General features: G+C 74.0%; 15 protein-coding genes. 7 read left to right on the top strand and 8 right to left on the bottom strand.

Translation table 11 applies throughout. The annotated features are described in order from the left end of the window. Nucleotides 1-25: 25 nt before the first annotated feature. Nucleotides 26-1021: a LacI family DNA-binding transcriptional regulator gene (locus AAH991_RS34000; protein ID WP_346230031.1), complete on the top strand. Its 996-nt coding sequence runs from the start codon at nucleotides 26-28 to the stop codon at nucleotides 1019-1021. 41 nt (nucleotides 1022-1062) lie between these two features. On the opposite strand, the gene AAH991_RS33995 is transcribed toward AAH991_RS34000, so the two are convergent. Continuing rightward, on the bottom strand, nucleotides 1063-1401 hold the full coding sequence (locus tag AAH991_RS33995; protein WP_346230030.1) for a rhodanese-like domain-containing protein: 339 nt from the start codon (nucleotides 1399-1401) through the stop codon (nucleotides 1063-1065). A 36-nt stretch (nucleotides 1402-1437) separates the two neighbouring features. On the opposite strand from AAH991_RS33995, the gene AAH991_RS33990 reads away from it, so the two are divergent. Then, nucleotides 1438-2091: a TetR/AcrR family transcriptional regulator gene (locus AAH991_RS33990; RefSeq protein ID WP_346230029.1), complete on the top strand. Its 654-nt coding sequence runs from the start codon at nucleotides 1438-1440 to the stop codon at nucleotides 2089-2091. A 78-nt stretch (nucleotides 2092-2169) separates the two neighbouring features. On the opposite strand, the gene AAH991_RS33985 is transcribed toward AAH991_RS33990, so the two are convergent. The 3 genes from AAH991_RS33985 to AAH991_RS33975 are packed head-to-tail and all read right to left on the bottom strand — an operon-like array spanning nucleotide 2170 to nucleotide 4934. Beyond that, nucleotides 2170-3366: a hypothetical protein gene (locus AAH991_RS33985; protein ID WP_346230028.1), complete on the bottom strand. Its 1197-nt coding sequence runs from the start codon at nucleotides 3364-3366 to the stop codon at nucleotides 2170-2172. A gap of 2 nt (nucleotides 3367-3368) precedes the next feature. Then, nucleotides 3369-3755, bottom strand: coding sequence for a Rid family detoxifying hydrolase (locus AAH991_RS33980; RefSeq protein WP_346230027.1), 387 nt, complete (start codon nucleotides 3753-3755; stop codon nucleotides 3369-3371). 18 nt (nucleotides 3756-3773) lie between these two features. Beyond that, nucleotides 3774-4934, bottom strand: a complete 1161-nt coding sequence (locus AAH991_RS33975; RefSeq protein ID WP_346230039.1) for a type III PLP-dependent enzyme domain-containing protein — start codon at nucleotides 4932-4934, stop codon at nucleotides 3774-3776. Nucleotides 4935-5268: 334 nt separating this feature from the next. Here AAH991_RS33975 and AAH991_RS33970 point away from each other — a divergent pair, with 334 nt between their 5' ends. Both AAH991_RS33970 and AAH991_RS33965 read left to right on the top strand, forming a co-directional pair. Further along, nucleotides 5269-5910, top strand: coding sequence for a hypothetical protein (locus AAH991_RS33970; protein ID WP_346230026.1), 642 nt, complete (start codon nucleotides 5269-5271; stop codon nucleotides 5908-5910). 173 nt (nucleotides 5911-6083) lie between these two features. Then, complete coding sequence (locus tag AAH991_RS33965; RefSeq protein ID WP_346230025.1) at nucleotides 6084-6956, top strand: alpha/beta fold hydrolase; 873 nt, start codon at nucleotides 6084-6086, stop codon at nucleotides 6954-6956. On the opposite strand, the gene AAH991_RS33960 is transcribed toward AAH991_RS33965, so the two are convergent. After that, entirely contained in the window at nucleotides 6940-8478 is a 1539-nt protein-coding gene (locus AAH991_RS33960) for a nitrilase-related carbon-nitrogen hydrolase (RefSeq protein WP_346230024.1), read from the bottom strand. The two genes, AAH991_RS33965 and AAH991_RS33960, sit on opposite strands and share 17 nt — an antisense overlap. 230 nt (nucleotides 8479-8708) lie before the next feature. Between AAH991_RS33960 and AAH991_RS33955 the strand changes: the two genes are divergently transcribed. Together AAH991_RS33955 and AAH991_RS33950 are read left to right on the top strand one after the other, a co-directional pair. Next, on the top strand, nucleotides 8709-9842 hold the full coding sequence (locus tag AAH991_RS33955; protein WP_346230023.1) for a sensor histidine kinase: 1134 nt from the start codon (nucleotides 8709-8711) through the stop codon (nucleotides 9840-9842). A gap of 5 nt (nucleotides 9843-9847) precedes the next feature. After that, nucleotides 9848-10528, top strand: coding sequence for a response regulator (locus AAH991_RS33950; RefSeq protein ID WP_346230022.1), 681 nt, complete (start codon nucleotides 9848-9850; stop codon nucleotides 10526-10528). Between the two features lie 98 nt (nucleotides 10529-10626). Here AAH991_RS33950 and AAH991_RS33945 read toward each other — a convergent pair whose 3' ends face one another. Genes AAH991_RS33945 through AAH991_RS33935 form a run of 3 tightly spaced genes read right to left on the bottom strand, consistent with a single transcriptional unit; the run spans nucleotide 10627 to nucleotide 16610 of the window. Next, the gene (locus tag AAH991_RS33945; RefSeq protein ID WP_346230021.1) at nucleotides 10627-12183 is read right to left on the bottom strand and encodes an N-acyl-D-amino-acid deacylase family protein; all 1557 of its coding nucleotides are present in this window, start codon (nucleotides 12181-12183) and stop codon (nucleotides 10627-10629) included. Nucleotides 12184-12196: 13 nt separating this feature from the next. Then, nucleotides 12197-15892: a DUF4153 domain-containing protein gene (locus AAH991_RS33940; protein WP_346230020.1), complete on the bottom strand. Its 3696-nt coding sequence runs from the start codon at nucleotides 15890-15892 to the stop codon at nucleotides 12197-12199. A 28-nt stretch (nucleotides 15893-15920) separates the two neighbouring features. Next, the gene (locus AAH991_RS33935) at nucleotides 15921-16610 is read right to left on the bottom strand and encodes a response regulator (RefSeq protein ID WP_346230019.1); all 690 of its coding nucleotides are present in this window, start codon (nucleotides 16608-16610) and stop codon (nucleotides 15921-15923) included. Nucleotides 16611-16707: 97 nt separating this feature from the next. Between AAH991_RS33935 and AAH991_RS33930 the strand changes: the two genes are divergently transcribed. Next, nucleotides 16708-17592, top strand: a complete 885-nt coding sequence (locus AAH991_RS33930; protein WP_346230018.1) for an arylamine N-acetyltransferase family protein — start codon at nucleotides 16708-16710, stop codon at nucleotides 17590-17592. Nucleotides 17593-17706 lie beyond the last annotated feature (114 nt).

Genomic DNA, 17706 nt, shown 5'->3' with positions numbered 1-17706 from the left:
GTCAGGCACCACAAAGGGGGCATGAATGAAACGACCCACTCTGGAGGCGGTCGCGGCGCGGGCAGGGGTGTCCCGCGCCACCGTCTCCCGGGTCGTCAACGGGCAGATGACGGTGACGCCGCAGATCCGGGATGCCGTGATGCGCGCCGTGGACGAGCTGGGCTACGTGCCCAACTCGGCGGCGCGCAGCCTCGTCACCCAGCGGACCGACTCGATCGCACTGGTCGTGTCGGAGCCGCCGACCAGGGTCTTCTCCGAGGACCCGATGTTCTCCACCGTCATCCGCTCGGCCAGCCTGGAGCTCGAGGCCGCCGACCGGCAGGTCGTGCTGATGCTCGGCGGCTCGGCCCAGAGCCACGCGAGGATCGAGCGCTACATCGCCAGCGGCCACGTCGACGGGGTCATGCTGATCTCGATGCACGGCGCCGACCCGCTGCCCGCCGCCATCGCGCGGATGGGCGTCCCCGCCGTCTCGTACGGCAGGCCGGCGGTGCCGGTTCCCCTGCCGTACGTGGACAACGACAACGTGGGCGGCGCGGTGAAGGCGGTGCGCCACCTGCTGGACAGCGGGCGGCGGCGCATCGCCACGATCGCCGGGCCGCAGGACATGATCGGCGGTCAGGACCGGCTCACGGGCTACCGTGACGCGCTGCGCGAGTCCGACCGCCGGTCGATCGTCGCCGTCGGCGACTTCACCCGGGAGTCCGGCGCCGTCGCGATGCGTCATCTGCTGCAGGACGACCCGAACCTGGACGCCGTCTTCGTCGCCAACGACCTCATGGCCATCGGAGCGCTGCAGACCCTGCGTCAGGCGGGCCGCCGGGTGCCGGACGACGTGGCGGTCGTCGGGTTCGACGACATCGAGGCGGCCCGCTACACCGAGCCCCCGCTGACCACGATCAGGCACCCGATCATCGAGCAGGCCGCCGCGATGGTCCGGCTGCTGCTGGGGTTGTTCCGGGGCGGCCCGGCGGACCCCGTGATCCTCCCGACCGAACTCGTCGTCCGGGGCTCCGCCTGAGCGATCCCCGTGGTCAGGACGCCGTGGTCAGGACGCCGTGGTCAGGACGCCGTGGTCAGCGACTCGACCGGCAGCCCGGCCTCGACCCAGTCCTGGATGCCCTCCCGGTACTTGCGCACGTCGGTGTACCCGAGCGCGGTCAGCCGGTTGGCCACGGCCTGGCTGTTGGAGCAGGCCGGGTTCGAGCAGTAGGTGACGATCGGGGCGTTCTTGTCCGGCAGCAGTTCCGCGGCCCGATCGGCGACCTCGGACTCCGTCAGCGGGATCGCGCCCGGAAGGTGCTGCCGGGCGTAGTAGTCGCCGCCGAGCGCGTCGACGACGGTGACGGCGCCCGCGTCGATCGCGGCCTTGAGCTCGTCCCTGCCGATGAGAGCGGTCATTGCGTCCTCCAAATAACTGGACTACAGTCCGTTTGCGTGAACAACCCGGAAATTACCGGACCGCAGTCCGGTTCGTCAAGAGACCTCACCTCCCTGATGGCGGACCCGCCCCGCGAGCGCGCGGACGCGGCCCGCAACCGGCTACGGGTGCTGGAGGCGGCGGCGAAGTTGTTCCGCGAGCACGGAGTCGAAGCGGTCTCGATGGACGCGGTGGCGGCGGAGGCCGGAGTGGGCAAGGGCACGCTGTTCCGCCGGTTCGGGGACAAGTCGGGACTCGTGGCGGCCCTGCTCGACGACAAGGAACGGGAACTGCAGGGGCGCATCCTGTCCGGGCCGCCACCGCTGGGGCCCGGCGCCTCGCCCGCCGATCGGGTGCGCGCGTTCGTGGCGGCCTACGCCGGCTATCTCTTCGGGCACCTCGACCTGCTGCGCGTCTCGGAGACCGCGAGCCCGGGCGCCCGCTATCGCATCGGCGCCTACCGTTTCTGGCACCGCCACCTGGCGATCCTGCTGGCCGAGGCGCGACCGGACGCCGACGCCGACTACCTCGCCCACGCGCTGCTCGCCCCGCTCGCGGCCGAGCACGTCACCGCCGTGCTGCGGGAGTGCGACGCCGCCCGGGTCGCGGCCGGCCTGGCCGTCCTCGCGGACGCCCTGGTCACACCCCCGTCAGTGGGCTCGGACCGGTGATCCGCACGGCGCGGCACGGCGGCAGGCCGGACGCTCCGCGCCCGCGACGGGTTCGGGCGGGCGCCCGGTGACGTCGGGTCAGGCGAGCGCCTCGGTGATGCGGCCGAGCGCGTCGAAGGGCGCCAGGCCGTACGCGGAGAAGTCGACGGCCCCGGCCCCCGCCGTACGGGCGGCGCGGACCTTGGCCGCCAGCCGGTCGGCGGAGTCGGTGTCCGGGGCGCCGGGGCGCAGCACGACCCTCAACTCGGGGTTCTTGCCCACGGACCGGCGGTAGGCCGCGACGTCGTCGGCCACCCGGACGGGGTCCCTGGCGTAGCCGAGGACCGCGAACGACGGGACCAGATCGCCAAGCGCCACCAGGTCGATCCCGAGTTGCCAGGAGTCGTGCGCGGCCAGCCCGGCCGAGGGCAGTCCATGGGTCTGGCCCTTGACCGCGCCCGTCGCGTCCGTGAACGTCAGCCGTGCGCCTTCGGCCGTCACGGCCGCCGCGACCTCGCCGACCAGCGACGTGACGCTCTCGGAGCGGGCCCGCGCGTACGCCACCGCCTCGGGGCCGGCATAAGCCGTCAGCGCCGCCCGCGTGACCTCGCCCTCCGCGGGAGGATCGCCGTCGAGCACGCCCGCCACGATCCTGGCGCACTCCTGCCTGGCCACCTCGGCGTTCACCCCGAGGTCGGCGGCCCGGCGCATGCAGTGGGCGCAGAAGCACAGGCCGAACAGGAAGGCGTCCATCGGGCCGAGCGCCACGAGGCACCGCTCGCAGGTGAAGGGCCCGAAGTGCAGCGACTCCGCGACGACCGTGTCCACCCCCTGCCGCGCGACGGCCCGGGCCAGCGCCACCGCGTACGCCCGCACATCGGGATGCGAGGGGCACAGGTCGGCCGGGGAGCCGTGGTCGCCGAAGCAGTTCTCCACGGTCACGTCCGGGCAGGCCAGGCCGAGCGTGGCGTTGCGCAGGAACACCGTCCAGCCGTGCAGCCGCATCCCCCGGTCCGCGCAGGCGCGGCGCAGCTCGTCGAGTGGCCGGTCCTCCGCCCCCGGTTGCACGGGCGGGGCCAGGCGCAGCCCGCCGAACAGGTCGTCCGGCGGGGGGAAGTGGACGCCGTCACGGCGCAGCGTCAGCCGCGAGGCACCGTGCGGGGTCACGTCCCTGGCCTGGTGGTAGGCCGCGGCCACCGCGACGCCTCGCACGCCGTACGCCGAGGCCCGGTCGAGCAGCCCGCGCACGCCCTCCGCGCGCAGGTCCTCGACGAAGACGTACAGGGCGCTGTCCATCGTCAGCGGCCCGTGTACGCCACGAAGTCGATCTCGACGAGGATGTCCAGGAGATCGGAGCCCACGGTGGTGCGCACCGGGTAGGGCCGGGTGAAGTAGGTCTGGTAGACCTCGTTGAACGCGGCGAAGTCCTCCTTCAGGTTCTGCAGGTGGACCGTCGCCTTCACCACGTCGTCGAACGTCAGGCCGTGGGCCTCCAGCACGGCCCCCAGGTTGCGCATGGTCCGGTGCGTCTGGGCCGCCACGTCGTCGCCCACGACCTCACCGGTCGCGGGGTCGAGCGGGCCCATCCCGGAGGTGTAGAGGAAGTCGCCGACCACCACGCCCTGCGAGTACGGCCCGATCGGCGGGGCGCCCTCGGCCGTACGGATCTCCTGCTTGCCAGCCATCGTCACCGCTCCGGAAGATCAGAAATACGTATTGATCAAATCAATCACGACGTCGTCGTCGTCCACCACGGGGATGACGCGCCACTTGTCGAAGGCCGTGCACGGATGGGAGAGCCCGAACGACACCAGGTCTCCCGGGCGCAGCCCGGCTTCGCCGCTGAGATGGGCGTGCTGGTCCCACAGCTTGACGACCGTCACCCCGGTCAGCGGCTCGGCCGGCTCCTCGCCCTCGCCGCGCCGCACGGCCTTCGGGGACGGCAGGTGCAGGTCGTACGGCACGTCCCGCTTGCCCATGCCGACCAGCACGAGGCCGGGCTCCGGCACGGACAGGACCTGGGCCCAGACCTCCAGCGCCGGCCGCAGTTCGCCCGCCACCCGGTTGTACGGCGTGGTCTCGCGGTAGAAGCCGTCGTCGTGCGCGATGTAGGCGCCGCTGCGCAGCACCACGGTCGCGCCGAGCTCCGCGGTCAGCGGCGCGAGCTCCTCGGCCACCAGGTCGAACCACGAGCTTCCCCCGGCGGAGACCACCAGGGGACCGGCCACCAGCGGCGCCAGTGCCCGCGCCGCGCGCGCCATGTCACGCAGGTACGCGCGGACCTCGTCGGCCGTCCGCAGGGTGCCCTCGTATCCGGCGACACCGGCGAGCTCGGTCCCCCGGGCCTCGCGCACCGCCCCGGCCACCTCGAGCAGCGCGTCGTGACCTCGGCAGCCGGTCCTGCCGCCGGGGTGGCCCAGCTCGACGAGCACCCGGAACGGCACCTCGCCGGCCGTCTCGTCGAGCGCGCGCACACCCTCGACGGAGTCGGCGTAGCAGAGGAACTCGAAGCGGCCGATCTCGCCGGCCAGCAGGCGCAGCGCGCCCCGGTCGAGGATCTCGTTGGCCAGCAGCACCCGGGGAACGCCGAAGGAGCGGTGGACGAGCACCTGGCTCGCCGTGGCGGCGGTGACCCCCCAGGCGCCGGCGTCGAGCTGGGCCCGGACGAGCTGGGGCGACATCGTGGTCTTGGCGTGCGGCGCGAAGGCGAGCCCGTGCCGGTCGGCGAAGGCGGCGAGCGTCGCGATGTTGTGGTCGAGGGCCGAACGCCTCGCCACCATGACCGGCCAGGTGAACGAGCCGTCGAACAGGGAGTGCCGCGCCGCGGCGAAATTCCGTCCGCCGATCGGCTCGCCCGGCCACAGGAAACCGCGCGTACGCGCGTCGACGACGATCTCCGGGAGCGCCGGTGGCCGCGCCGTGTCCTGCTCGGAGTGATCGAAGGAGTGCTCGTAGGAGTGCTCCGGGGAGTGCCGCGGGGCGTGCTCCGGGAGGCCGTCCGCGAAACCCACGCCGCCCCCTCGCTGTCCCGGTTCAGATCACCTCGTGGATCGTACTGGACCGCGCCCGCGGTGGCGGACTCCGCGCCTCGCGGAGCAGCGCCGCACGAGCGGGAACGCGCCGAATCGTCGTAGGGGATCACTACAGTGCGGTCCGGCAGTGCACACGAGTTCCGCGACGATCACGGATGGGACCGAGATGAGCGAGGATCCACGACTCGCACGGGCCGGCGCTCTCTATGAGCAGGCCGTCTTCGGCGGCGACCCCTCGGGCCTGCCCGAGGCCGAACGGGGGTTGGACGCGGTGGAGGCCGACCTCGCCCTGGCCCGCGGCCGGGTCGCCCACGCGCGGTTCCTGGAGGACCGCGAGGAGGACCCCCGAGAGCTCGAGCTGTTCGAGCGGGCCGCCGGCCTCTACCGGCGGCTCGGCGACGTACGCGGCGAGGGCGAGGCGCTCTTCTGGGTCGGCTGTTTCCACCAGGTCGTGCGGCACGACGACGAGGCGGCCGGGGTTGCGTTGCGGCGGTCGCACGAGCTCGCCGCCGCGGCCGGTGACACGCTGACGATGTCCTACGCGCTCCGGCATCTGGGCATCGCCGAGCACGGGGCCGGGCGGCTGGAGGCTGCGCGGGAGCGGCTGGAGGAGTCGGTGCGGCTGCGCCGGGAGATCGGTTTCCTGCCGGGTGTCGCCGCCAACCTGGTCGGACTGGCCTACATCGCCGCCGCGGAGGGCCGCAGGGACCACGCCCTCGGGCTGCTCGACGAGGCGGCCGACCTCGCGAAGGCGAGCGGGGCCCGGGGCATCGCCCGGCACGTGGAACAGGCGCGTACGGCCCTGTGACCATGGGTCCGCGAGGCGGCCAGCATTCGATGACATGTTCGATATAAGGTGTGCTGGCCGTCACAGGAGAGTCCGGCCGGGCCCATCTCCCGCGCCGGCGGCTTCACGCTCCGCAGGCGGATCAAGCAAGCGGATCGAGTAGGCAGATCACCCGTATCGAGGAGGAACCACCCATGACCGAGCCCAAGACCCACACCCTCGAGGTGCCCGGCTGCGTTCTGCACTACGACGTGCGGGAGGCCGAGGGGACCACGGAGCCGGTTCTGCTGCTGATCGGATCGCCGATGGACGCCACCGGATTCGCCGCCCTGGCGCGGCACTTCCCGGACCGTACGGTGGTCACCTACGACCCGCGCGGCAGCGGGCGGAGCACGCGGACCGGCGACGCCGCGGAGTCGACGCCCGAGCTGCACGCCGACGACCTGCACCGGCTGATCGACGCGGTCGGCGGAGGGCCGGTGGACATCTTCGCCAGCAGCGGAGGCGCCGTGAACGGGCTCGCGCTGGTGGCCCGGCATCCGGAGCAGGTGCGCACGCTCGTGGCGCACGAGCCCCCGACCGTCCGGGTGCTGCCGGACCGGGAGCAGGCGCTGGCCGCCGTGGCCGACATCCGGCGGACGTACGACCGGGAGGGCTTCGGCCCGGCGATGATGAAGTTCACCGCGATCGTGAGCCACCAGGGCGAGATCCCGGCGGACTTCGCCGACCAGCCCCGGCCGAGCCCGGCCGAGTTCGGGCTGCCGGCGGAGGACGACGGGTCGCGGGACGACGTGCTGTTCGCGCAGAACCTGATCACCTGCACGCACTACGAGCCCGACTTCGAGGCGCTGCGCGCGGCCCCGACCCGAATCGTCCTCGGCGCCGGCGTCGAGTCGGAGGGGCAGCTGGCCGGCCGCGCGGCCACCGTGATCGCCGAACGGCTCGGCGGCAAGCCCGTGCTCTTCCCCAGCAACCACGGCGGGTTCCTCGACGACACCTACGGCATGCCGGGCGACCCGGACAACTTCGCCGTCACGCTGCGCCAGGTCCTCATCGAGCAGGCGTAGGCGGCAAGTGCTCCGCCGCGGCGGCGACCGGCGCACGCCGGGCGCCTGCCGCACCCCCTTGCCGGCCAGGTCGCGTGCGGGCCAGGGACACGAGTGCGAGCGACACCAGGAGCGCGCACGCCCAGGCGAACCAGTCGCCGAACCTCGTGTAGAGCGTGTCGGCCGAGAGGGTGGGCAGCGTGGTGAGGACGGACGCGAACGGCGCGTCCGCGCTGTGCGCCTCGGCCCGGATGCGGCCATAGGCGTCGCTCACGACCAGATCGCCGTCGCGCGCCGCGCGCGCCACGGTGAGCCCGGTCTCGACGCCCCGGGTGACCGCCATCCTCCCGTGCAGCCAGCGGTCCCGATCGAAGTCCCAAGCGGGCACGAACAGCGTCGTGGCGCCGCTTCCGCGGTAGTCGCGCACCAGGCCGGGCAGGTCCAGGTCGAAACAGATCGCGATCGCCCAGCGGGAGCCCGAGCCGGGCACGAACGCCTTACGGCTTCCGGGCCGGAAGTCGTCTTCGAGTCCGGGGATGAGGTGGTGCTTGAAGTACTCGACCGGCCGGCTCCCGTCGGCGGGGAAGTCGAGCGCCGCGTTGCGGAGGCCGCCGGACCGCTCGAGGACCAGCCCGACGACGATGTCGACGTGGTGATCGGCGGCGAGCCGCGCCAGCGGCGCCGTCAGCACGGGCAGCGTCGCGTCGTCGGCGAGGAAGACCTTCTCCGGCATGACCACGACCCGCGCGCCCTGCGCGGCGAGACCCGGGATCCGCGCCGCGTACCGCCCGAGGAGGGCACGTCCCTCCGCCGATGCGACCGGGACCCAGCCGTCCCGGTCGATGGCGAGCAGCGCCACCTTCTCCGAGCCCTCGCCGTACGGCGCGCTCAGCCGCCAGGCGCCGTGCCCCGCCGCCAGAGCCAGGACGATCACGGCGGTGACCGCCACCCGCAGCCGCCCTGCCACCCGCAGCCGCCCGGCCGCCCCCGGTGCTGCGGGGAGCGGTGCGACGAGCACGGCGGCGGCCGCGGGCACCCCGAGGATCAGGAACGTGATGCCCCACGGTCCGGTGACCGAGGCGGTCTGCAGAACCGGAAGGACGTCGGCCTGGGTGTAGGCCAGGCTCCACCATGCCCCGTTCGGAGACAGCGCCGAGACCGCGTACTCGAGGGCGGCCCAGGCCGCCGGCACGACGACGGCGGCCGTCAGCGGACGTCCCCTCAGCATCAGCGCCCGTGACAACAGGACGACCAGCCCGAACAGCAGCGCCGACCCGACGAGCATCGACGCGACCATCGGCGGCGGGATCCGCACCGTGTCGAGGAAGTAGCCCCACATCGTCGTCTCACCGCCGAGCCACGCGGCCGACGCCGCGAGGAACGCGGCGCGAGCGCCGGCACGGTGGGCGAGGACGAGCACCGGCAGCGGTGCGAGCCAGGTGAGCCAGGGCACCGGCGTGAGCCCGGTGCCGAAATGGAACAGCGTCGCCGACAGCGCCGTGGCGGCGAGCGCCACGGCCAGACGCCTAATCGGTGAGTTCATCGTGCAGCCTCCTTCTCCAGCCGCCCCGACCCTCCCGGCTCCGGCCCGGACGCACATCACCGGCGGGAGTGGTCCGGGTGTCCGTCGCGGGGACCGGGACCGCTCGGACAGTCGTGACACCGGGATCACTCGAAGGAGTGAGAGGGCCATCAGCCGAGCGATGGAGGCGACGGCGGATGCCGCGCGCATAGTCTTGCCGGGTTTCCTTCGACACCCTCCCGGAGCCGGTCATGCGGGCGAGCATCCTCAGTCCATCGAGGGCCGACGTCGCGATCGCCGCCGTCGTCACCGTGATGACGGTGACGCCCGTCCTCGTCCCCCACCGGCAGCCGTGGTGGGCCGTGGCGCTCGCCGTGCTGATGTCGGTGCCCGTGCTGTGGCGGCGCCGCGCCATCCTCCCCGTCGGGGCGGTCGTGGGCTGTGCCACGACGATCCTGGCGATCACGGCGAAGTCGCTGCCGCACTCCGCGACTCTGGTGCTGCTGCTGCCCTACGGCGTGCTCGTGTGCACCTACACGTTCGCGGCGGCGGATCTCTCCCGGGCGCGGCGCGCCGGGGGGATCGCGGGTCTCGCCGCCGGCGTGGCCGCGTCGCTCGTCGTCCCGCACGAGAATCTGGAGACCTACCGCTACCTCGTCACCGCGATCGTCGCCGCGTACGCCCTCGGGGTGGGCGCACGGGCCCGGCGGGCCGCCCGGGACGCCGAGCGGGAGCGCGAAGCCCGCATCCGCGAGGAACGCGCCGCCGCGGTCGCACGCGAACGCACCCGGATCGCCCGCGACATGCACGACATCGTGACCCACTCGGTCGGCCTCATGGTGATCCAGGCGGAGACCGGCCCGCTGGTGGCGCGCGATCACCCGGAGAAGGCCGAGGCGGTCTTCGAGGCGATCGCGGAGGCCGGGCGGGACGCGATCGGCCAGCTCCGCCTGATCCTCGGCGCGCTGCGCGGAAGCGAGGCGCCGGGCGGTGCGGCTCCGGCCCGGGGGCCGCAGCCCGGGCTCGACGCCCTGCCCGGCCTGCTGGACAACGCCCGCCGGGCGGGCCTGGCGGTCGCCGCCGACGTGCGCGGCGAGCCACGGCGCCTTTCCTCCGGCGTGGACATCGCCGCGTACCGGATCATCCAGGAGGCCCTGACCAACACGATCCGGCATGCTGGGGCGAGCACCGTCCGCGTACGGCTCCGCTGGTCCGGTGACGCCCTGGACGTCGAGGTCGCCGACGACGGCCGGGGCGCACGGGAGCTGAGGGAAGGACACGGCATGATCGGGATGCGGGAGCGGGTCACCGCGTGCGGCGGACGGCTCGCCGTCCGGCCGGGGAACCCGGGTCTCACCGTCACCGCGACCCTGCCGATCGGCTGACGGGCATGCTGCGCGTACTCGTCGCCGACGACCAGGACCTGTTCCGCGGCGGCTTCGCGATGATTCTCGACGCCCATGACGACATCACCGTGGTCGGCGAGGCGGCCGACGGCGCCGAGGCGGTCGCCAGGGCGGTCGAGCTGGAGCCGGACGTGGTGCTCATGGACATCCGGATGCCCGGCGTGGACGGCGTCGAGGCCACCGCGGAGGTGTGCCGCAGAACCGACGCGAAGGTGCTGGTCCTGACGATGTACGACGTCGACGAGTACGTCTACGACGCCCTGCGCGCCGGGGCCAGTGGCTTCCTGCTCAAGGACGTGCGGCGGGACGACCTCGTACGCGCCGTCCGCCTGGTCGCCGAGGGGGAGTCACTGCTGGCCCCCGCGATCACCCGGCGCCTGATCGGCGAGTTCGTCGGGCGCGGACGTGCCCGGCCCCGGCTGCGGCAGCGGCTCGGCGAGCTGACCGACCGGGAGATGGACACGCTGCGGCTGCTCGCGCGCGGCCGGTCCAACGCCGAGATCGCCGCGGATCTGGTGGTCACCGAGCACACGGTCAAGAGTCACGTGAGCAACCTGCTGACGAAGCTGGACCTGCGCGACCGCGCCCAGGCCGTCGTCTTCGCGTACGAGTCCGGCCTGGTCGTCGCCGGCGACCAGGACCAGTTCCGCGCCGATCCGCGGTGACCACCGGTGCCCGGCCCAGCGGCAGGCAGCGGCAGCGGGGCCGGGCGGGCCTGCCGGGCCGGCGGCGCTCCCGGGGCGGACGCGGGCCGCTCGGGCTCTCAGGCGGGGCGCAGCGCGCGGCCGGGGGCGGCGCCGGTGAGCGCGCCGCCGCGCAGCACCGGCACACCGCCGACGAGCACGTCGTCCACGCCCACGGCGAGCGATCGGGGGTCCTCGTAGGTCGCCGTGTCGGCCACCGTCGCCGGGTCGACGACGATCAGGTCCGCGACCTGGCCACGCCGTACGAGGCCGCGGTCGGGCAGCCGGAAGCGGCGCGCCGGGTGGGAGGCCAGATGCACGGCGGCCTGTTCCCAGGTGAGGTCGCCGAGCTCGCGCACGTGCCGGCCGAGGTAACGGGCGAACGCGCCGAAGCCGCGCGGGTGCGGATGGCCGCCCACGTAGATGCCGTCGGAGCCGCCGGTGTGGCCGGGGTCGCGCATGACCGCGCGCACCGACTCCTCCCCCGCCGGGCCCTCGTCGGGCCGCGCCTGCACGCAGCCCGCCTGGAGCCGGGTCTCCACCAGCAGCACCCGGCAGAACTCGGCGGGGGTGGCGCCGTACTCGGCCGCGGCGGCGGGCAGGGTCATCCCCTCGGCCCACTCGAAGCCGGGGGCGTGCGAGAGCGTGATGCGCGGCCACAGGTCGTCGCGTCCCGCCCACTCCGCGGCGAGACGATCGCGCTCGGAGGACATCTCGGAGGACAGCATCGCCACGGCGCGGCCGGGGTCGGCGGCGGGCACCCACGGCGGCAGCGTCACCATCGCCAGGATCGTGCTGGACCGCAGGTAGGGATAGGTGTCGAAGGTCAGGTCGACGTCCTGCCGCCGGGCGTCCTCGACCAGCGGCAGCAGAGTGGAGGCCGGGCCGTGGAGATGCGAGACGTGCGCGGCCGCCCCGGACCGCCGGGCGATCTCCACGACCTCCGTCATCCCCACCGCCGCGGACGGGCCGTACGCACGCATGTGCGTCACGTACGGCAGGCCGCCCAGCGGTGCGCACAACGCGGCCAGCTCGGCGGCGTCGGCGTACCGGCCGGGGGCGTACTCCAGGCCCGACGACAGCCCGGCCGCCCCTTCGGACAGGCCCGCCTCGACCCTGCGGAGCATGGCCCGCGTCTCGTCCTCGTCCGCGGCGCGCTCCGCGGGACCCATCACGTCGAACCGGATCGTCGCGTGCGGGAGCAGGTAGACGGTGTTGAGCGCGGTCCTGCCGTCGTATCCGGCGAGCAGGTCCGCGACGCTCACCGGCCCGTCCACGTGCGGGTGCGCGCCGTTGACCGCCGCGAAATAACGGCTCGCGTACGCGAAGGCGGCCGGGGTGGTGGCGGGCGCGAACGACAGGCCGTCCTGCCCGAGCACGAAGGTCGTGACCCCCTGCCGCAGCGCGGCGTGCTGCACGAGAGGGTCGAACACGACCGCGTCGCCGTGCGCGTGGCAGTCCACGAGCCCCGGCAGCACGTATCTGCCCGCCGCGTCGATCCGGGTGGCCGCCCCGGCCGCGTCGAGACGGCCGACGGCCTCGACCCGGCCCCCGCGAACGCCGACGTCGGCGCGGAACGCGGGGGCTCCGGTCCCGTCCACGACACGGCCGCCACCGATCAGCACATCGAAGGTCACGTCCCCGATTAGATCAGTCGTACGGTCCGGGCACACGCGACGAACCGGGGCAGTCGTCGGGCCGCACGACGGGCCTGCGCTCCAGCACCTCACGGGCGCGGGCGCGGGCGAGGTTCCAGCCGTTCCAGGAGTCCGGCTCGCGCAGGCCGTTGACCGCGATCACGTCGCTGAGCACGCAGCTGCGGTCCGGTTCGGGCAGCCGGTCCAGGATCGGCACGGCCTCCGCCCCCAGGTCGCCCAGATAGCCGTGGTCGAGCCGCTCGACGCCCCGGATCGTGAGCTGGGTCTCGGCCACCCGCGCGTCGGGGTTCCAGACCCCGAACGCCAGCAGCGACACCCCGGTGAGCAGCACGAGCCCCCGGAAGAACCAGGACGCGCCGCCGCCGAGCAATCGCACCGCCCCGGCCGCCAGCACCAGCACGAACACCGCGCCGAGCCACCAGATCGTCGCCACCACCGAGGCCCGCAGCCGCGACAGGCCGTACGCGTCGGTGTAGAGGCCGATGCGATGCAGCGCCGAGGCGAGGATGACCAGCGTGAACGCGCACAGCAGGCCGAGCAGCACGGCGAGCAGCCAGCGGTCGGCCCGGCCGCGCAGGCGCAGCAGGGCCACCGCTGCGGCCACGACGCCGAGCACGAAGAGGCTGACCGTGACGAGTTCGAAGAAGCCCGACCTCGCGTACTCCGCGTAGGTGAGCCCCGCCGTCGACAGCACCCTGCGGCTTCCGCCGAACAACACGGTGATCTGCACGGTCACGAACGCCGCGAACAGCAGGTTCAGCCCGGCCAGCGGGATCACCCACACCTGCCGGCCGAGGGACATCCGCAGGTCGGGCGCGGCGGGCTCGGCCACCGGCCGCAGGCCCACCAGCACCGCCGCCACGGCCAGCACCGCGAACACGCAGAACACGAAGATCCGGTACGGCAGGCTCTGCGCCCAATCCGGCGTCCGCAGCAGGTCGCTGAGGAAGGCCGAGAAGACCGCGTCGGCGGAGGAGAACAGCAGGCCGAAGACGGCCAGCAGCACGACGGTCACGGCGGCGCTGACCAGCGTGGGCAGCATCCGCCTCCGTCGTGCCAGGGTCCGCACCGGCCCGGCCAGGAACCACGGCGTCGGCAGCACCGCGAACGCGACCGAGACCCCTCCCCTGAGCACGGCCAGCCAGCCCCGGCCACCGCCCGACAGCGCGAGGGACCCCACTCCGAACGCGGCCAGCAGCACCGGCCCGACCACCCATTCGGCGTCACGGAAGAGCGCCACGGAGACCAGCGCGTACGCCAGAAGGCCGAAGGCCAGGGTCCACGGGGTGACCCGGCCGCGCCGGAGCGGCAGCACCGCGGGGAGCGCCGCCGCCCCCATCGCGACCGCCGTCAGCACGAGGCCCAGCCCGGCCGACGCGTACGGCAGGGTGACGGCGGCGACCAGACCGGCCGCCGCCGCGGCCGGCAGCAGCCAGCGGGGCGCCTCCGGCAGGTCCGGCCGCGGGAACAGCGGCGGCGGCACGTAGGCGGGCGGCGCGGGCAGGGACGCCCCGGACGGAGGCGGTACGACCCCGGACCAAGCAGCCCCCGACCAGGCAGCCCCCGATGAGGCAGGCCCGGACGAAGCAGCTCCCGACCGGGCAGCCCCCGACGAGGCGGGCCCGGACGAAGCAGGCCCCGACGGCACAGGCGCCGGTGGTTCGGACGAGGACGGCACAGGCTCGGACAAGACAGGACCGGGCGACACAGGACCGGACGGCGCGGGCCCCGACGGCACAGGCGCCCGCGATCCTGACGAGGACGGCACAGGACCGGATGACACGGGCACCGGCGCCGCGGACAGCGGCGGGCGCACGGCCGCACCGGAGTACCCGGGCTGGCGGAGCACGTTCACGGCCGCGCCGGACCGCTGGGCCGAGGACGAGCCGAGAGCGGCCCCCACGACCATCCCTATGGCGGTGAACAGCAGCACCACGCCGATGCTCAGGATTCCCCCGAGATACAGGCCGAGGAAGAACGCGGCGGACAGCTTCACGAAGCAGCCGGCGACCATGCCCACACCCGCTCCCAGAGCCACCCGCGCCGAATGGGCCGTGCGACTGTAGGCCGGCGTGTGGGGGGCGGGCACCCGCCGCTGCGGGCCCGCACCGCTCACCGGGGAAACCGCGTGCGCCGCTCGAACGAGATCCGGCCGGCGCGGATGCCCGCGTAGCTCGTCGCCGCCGGCGTCGTCCCCGTCATTCGCGCCGCCGCCGGAGGGACCCCGTTCCCCTGCGCCGGGTTCCCCTGCGCCGTGTTGCTCTGTGCCGGGTTCCCCTGTGCCGGGTTCCTCTGTGCCGGCGGGGCCGGCCTCGGCACGTCCGGGCGGCGACGACGCGCCGGCAATGCGGGGAGTCTCCGGGCTCTCCGCGTGGCCGGCCTCGGGGTGCTCGTCGTCTTCGGCTCGCGACCGGCCGCCACGGGCTCCTTCCTGGAGGTGGCCGCCCGCGTCCTCGCCGTCGGATGGCCCTTCGGCCGCCGTGGCACCGGCCCGGGCCGATCCGCTCCCCGCGGGTGCGGGTGCGGGTGCGGGTGCACCGACGACGCCGCCGTCGTGTCGTCCCGCGGTGTGACCTCCGCCCGCCTCGATGTGCATGGTCCCCCTTCGTTCGTCGGCGTGGACGGGTCCGTCCACGCTCTCCCCCGCCACCGGCTCACTCTGACGCGGCAGCGTGACGACCATCCGGCACCCCGGGGCCGTCCCATGGCCTCTCCCCGCGGGCCGTCTCACGGTGGGGAGCGGATCCGCCACCGAGATCGACCCGCCGTGCAGCTCGACGATCTCCTTGGCGATGGCGAGCCCGAGCCCGGCCCCGCCCGCGTCGGCGGCCCGGCCGGCGTCGAGGCGCGAGAAGCGCTCGAACACCCGGGCCCGCTCCGCCGGCGGAATGCCGGGGCCCTCATCGGTGACGCCGATCTCCAGGTTCGTCCCGGCGGCCCGCGCCTCCACCCGGACCGTGCCGCCGGGCGGGCTGTGCCGTACGGCGTTGTCGAGCAGGTTGGCCAGCACCTGGGCGAGCAGGGCCGCGTCGGCCGACAGCGCGGTCCCCGGCGCGACGGCGCTCACCACCGTCACGTCGTCGCGCGCGAGAGCCGCCTCCGAGGCGGCCTGGCGGCACAGCGACGCCAGGTCCAGCTCCTCCGGCTCGATCAGCCGCGCCCCCGAGTCGAGCCGTGACAGGTCGAGGAGCTGGGCCACCAGTCGCCCGAGGCGCTGCGTCTGGGCGAGGGCCGTGCCCAGGGTGTCGAGGTCGGGCGGGCTGACGCCGTCCACCACGTTCTCCAGCACGGCCTGCAGGCCGGTGATCGGCGTGCGCAGCTCGTGGCTGACGTTGGCCACCAACTCGCGCCGCTGGCGGTCGACCTCGGCGAGGTCGGCCGCCATGGCGTTGAACGCCCGCGCCAGCTCCCCCACCTCGTCCCGCGACGTCGCGGTCACCCGCAGGCCGTACCGGCCCTTGGCGATCGTCTGCGCGGCGGCGGCCATCTCGCGCAGCGGCCGGGTCATGCCGCGGGCGAGGAGCTGCACCATGATCAGCGCGAGCACGACGGCGATCGCGATCCTGAGATCCCGGGACAGGCCGGAGTTGATGCCGACCTCGTTGACGACGAACGCCGCGACCACGGCGAGCACGATCACGATGCCGAGCTTGACCTTGATCCGGCCGAGGAAGTCGAGGGGCCTCATCGCCTGGCTTTCTCCGTTGCGGCGCGCGTCACGGACGGACGAGCGCGTATCCCACGCCATGGACGGTACGGACGACCTCCGGGCCGAGCTTGCGGCGCAGGGCGCGGACGTGGCTGTCCACGGTCCGGGTCGCGGCGGCCTCGGAGAAGCCCCAGATGTCCGACAGCAGCCGCTCGCGCTCGAAGACGTGGCCGGGCCGCTCGGCGAGACGCCGCAGCAGGTCGAACTCGGTCCGGGTGAGCTGGGCCTCGGTTCCCCGGACGAACACCCGGCGCTCGGCCGTGTTGATCTCGACGTCGCCGATCCTGATCACCGTGTCCTCGTGGGCCAGCAGACTGGCCCGCTCCACCCGCCGCAGCAGCGCGTGGATCCTCGCGACGAGCTCCCGCATGCTGAACGGCTTCGTGATGTAGTCGTCGGCGCCCACGCCCAGGCCGACCAGCACATCGGTCTCCTCGCCGAGCGCGGTGAGCATGAGCACCGGCACCGGCCGGGCCGCCTGCATCCTGCGGCACACCTCGAGCCCGTCCAGGCCCGGCAGCAGCCGGTCGAGGACGACGACGTCGGGCTCCGCCTTGGCATAGGCCGCGAGCGCCCCCTCGCCGTCGCTCGCGACGCGGACCTCGAAGCCCTCCGCCACGAGCCGGAGCCGTACGGCGTTGGCGATGGTGTCGTCGTCCTCGACGACGAGGACACGGCGTTGCTGCGGGGTTGCCATGCACGGAAGCGTAGATCCCCCCTGTGCAGAGGTGCCGTCCGGAAATGTGCAGATCCCGTGCACCGGAAACGTCGGCCGCCCGCGCTAGCGTGGCGGTGTGGATCGGACGCTGCACGTGGAGGACTACCTGCGACGGCTCGGCCTGCGGTCGAGCGGCCCGCCGAGCGTCGAGGAGCTGTTCCGGCTCCAGGCGGCCCACGTCGAGCGGGTTCCGTACGAGAACCTGCAGATCTGGCTGGGCCGGCCGACCACGATCGACCCGGCCGAGTCGTGGCGGCGGATCATGCGCGGGCGCGGTGGATACTGCTGCCACCTGAACGGCGCCTTCTCGGTGCTCCTGCGGCTGCTGGGCTACGCGGTCATCCAGCACTTCGGCGGCGTCCAGGGCTCGCCCGAGGAGGCCGCCGGGGCCACGGGCAACCACCTGGCCCTGACGGTGAGCGGCCTGCCGACGGACGCCAATCCCGGCGGGCGATGGCTGGTCGACGCCGGGCTGGGCGACGCGATCCACGAGCCGATCCCCCTGGTCGAGGGCGTCTACCGGCAGGGCCCGTTCCGGTACGCCCTACGCCGGTCGGAGGCCGAGCCGGGCGGCTGGCGGTTCGACCACGATCCGCGCGGCAGCTTCAGCGGCATGGACTTCCGTCCGGGACCGACCGAGATGGGCGCCTTCCAGGCCAAGCACGAATGGCTGTCCACCTCCCCCCAGTCGGGGTTCGTCCGGGTGGCATCCGTGCAGCGGCGCGACACGGCCGGAGTCGACCTGCTCAGGGGGCTCGTGCTCACGCGCGTCGGTCTTCCGCCGGCCGGGGGCGGGCCGGACGCGTCGGTGACGCTGGAGCGCCGCGAGGATTATTTCGCCGCGCTCGCGGACGTCTACGGCATGACGCTGGACGACGTCGGCGCCGCGGAGAAGGACGCTCTGTGGTCCCGGCTGCTCGCGGCCCACGAGGAGTGGCTGACCTCGCGGCAGCACACCTGAGCCGCCGGGGACGGCGCCCCGCCCACACGTTTCCGCGCCGGGTCGCCGTGCCCGTCCCGCGCGCCGTATCATGCGGCCCCACCGCGCCGAATCCGCAGGTCATGGGTTTCGCTC

The organism is Microbispora sp. ZYX-F-249, assembly GCF_039649665.1.
Lineage (GTDB): Bacteria > Actinomycetota > Actinomycetes > Streptosporangiales > Streptosporangiaceae > Microbispora > Microbispora maris.
This window is presented reverse-complemented; position numbering and strand designations above follow the sequence as displayed.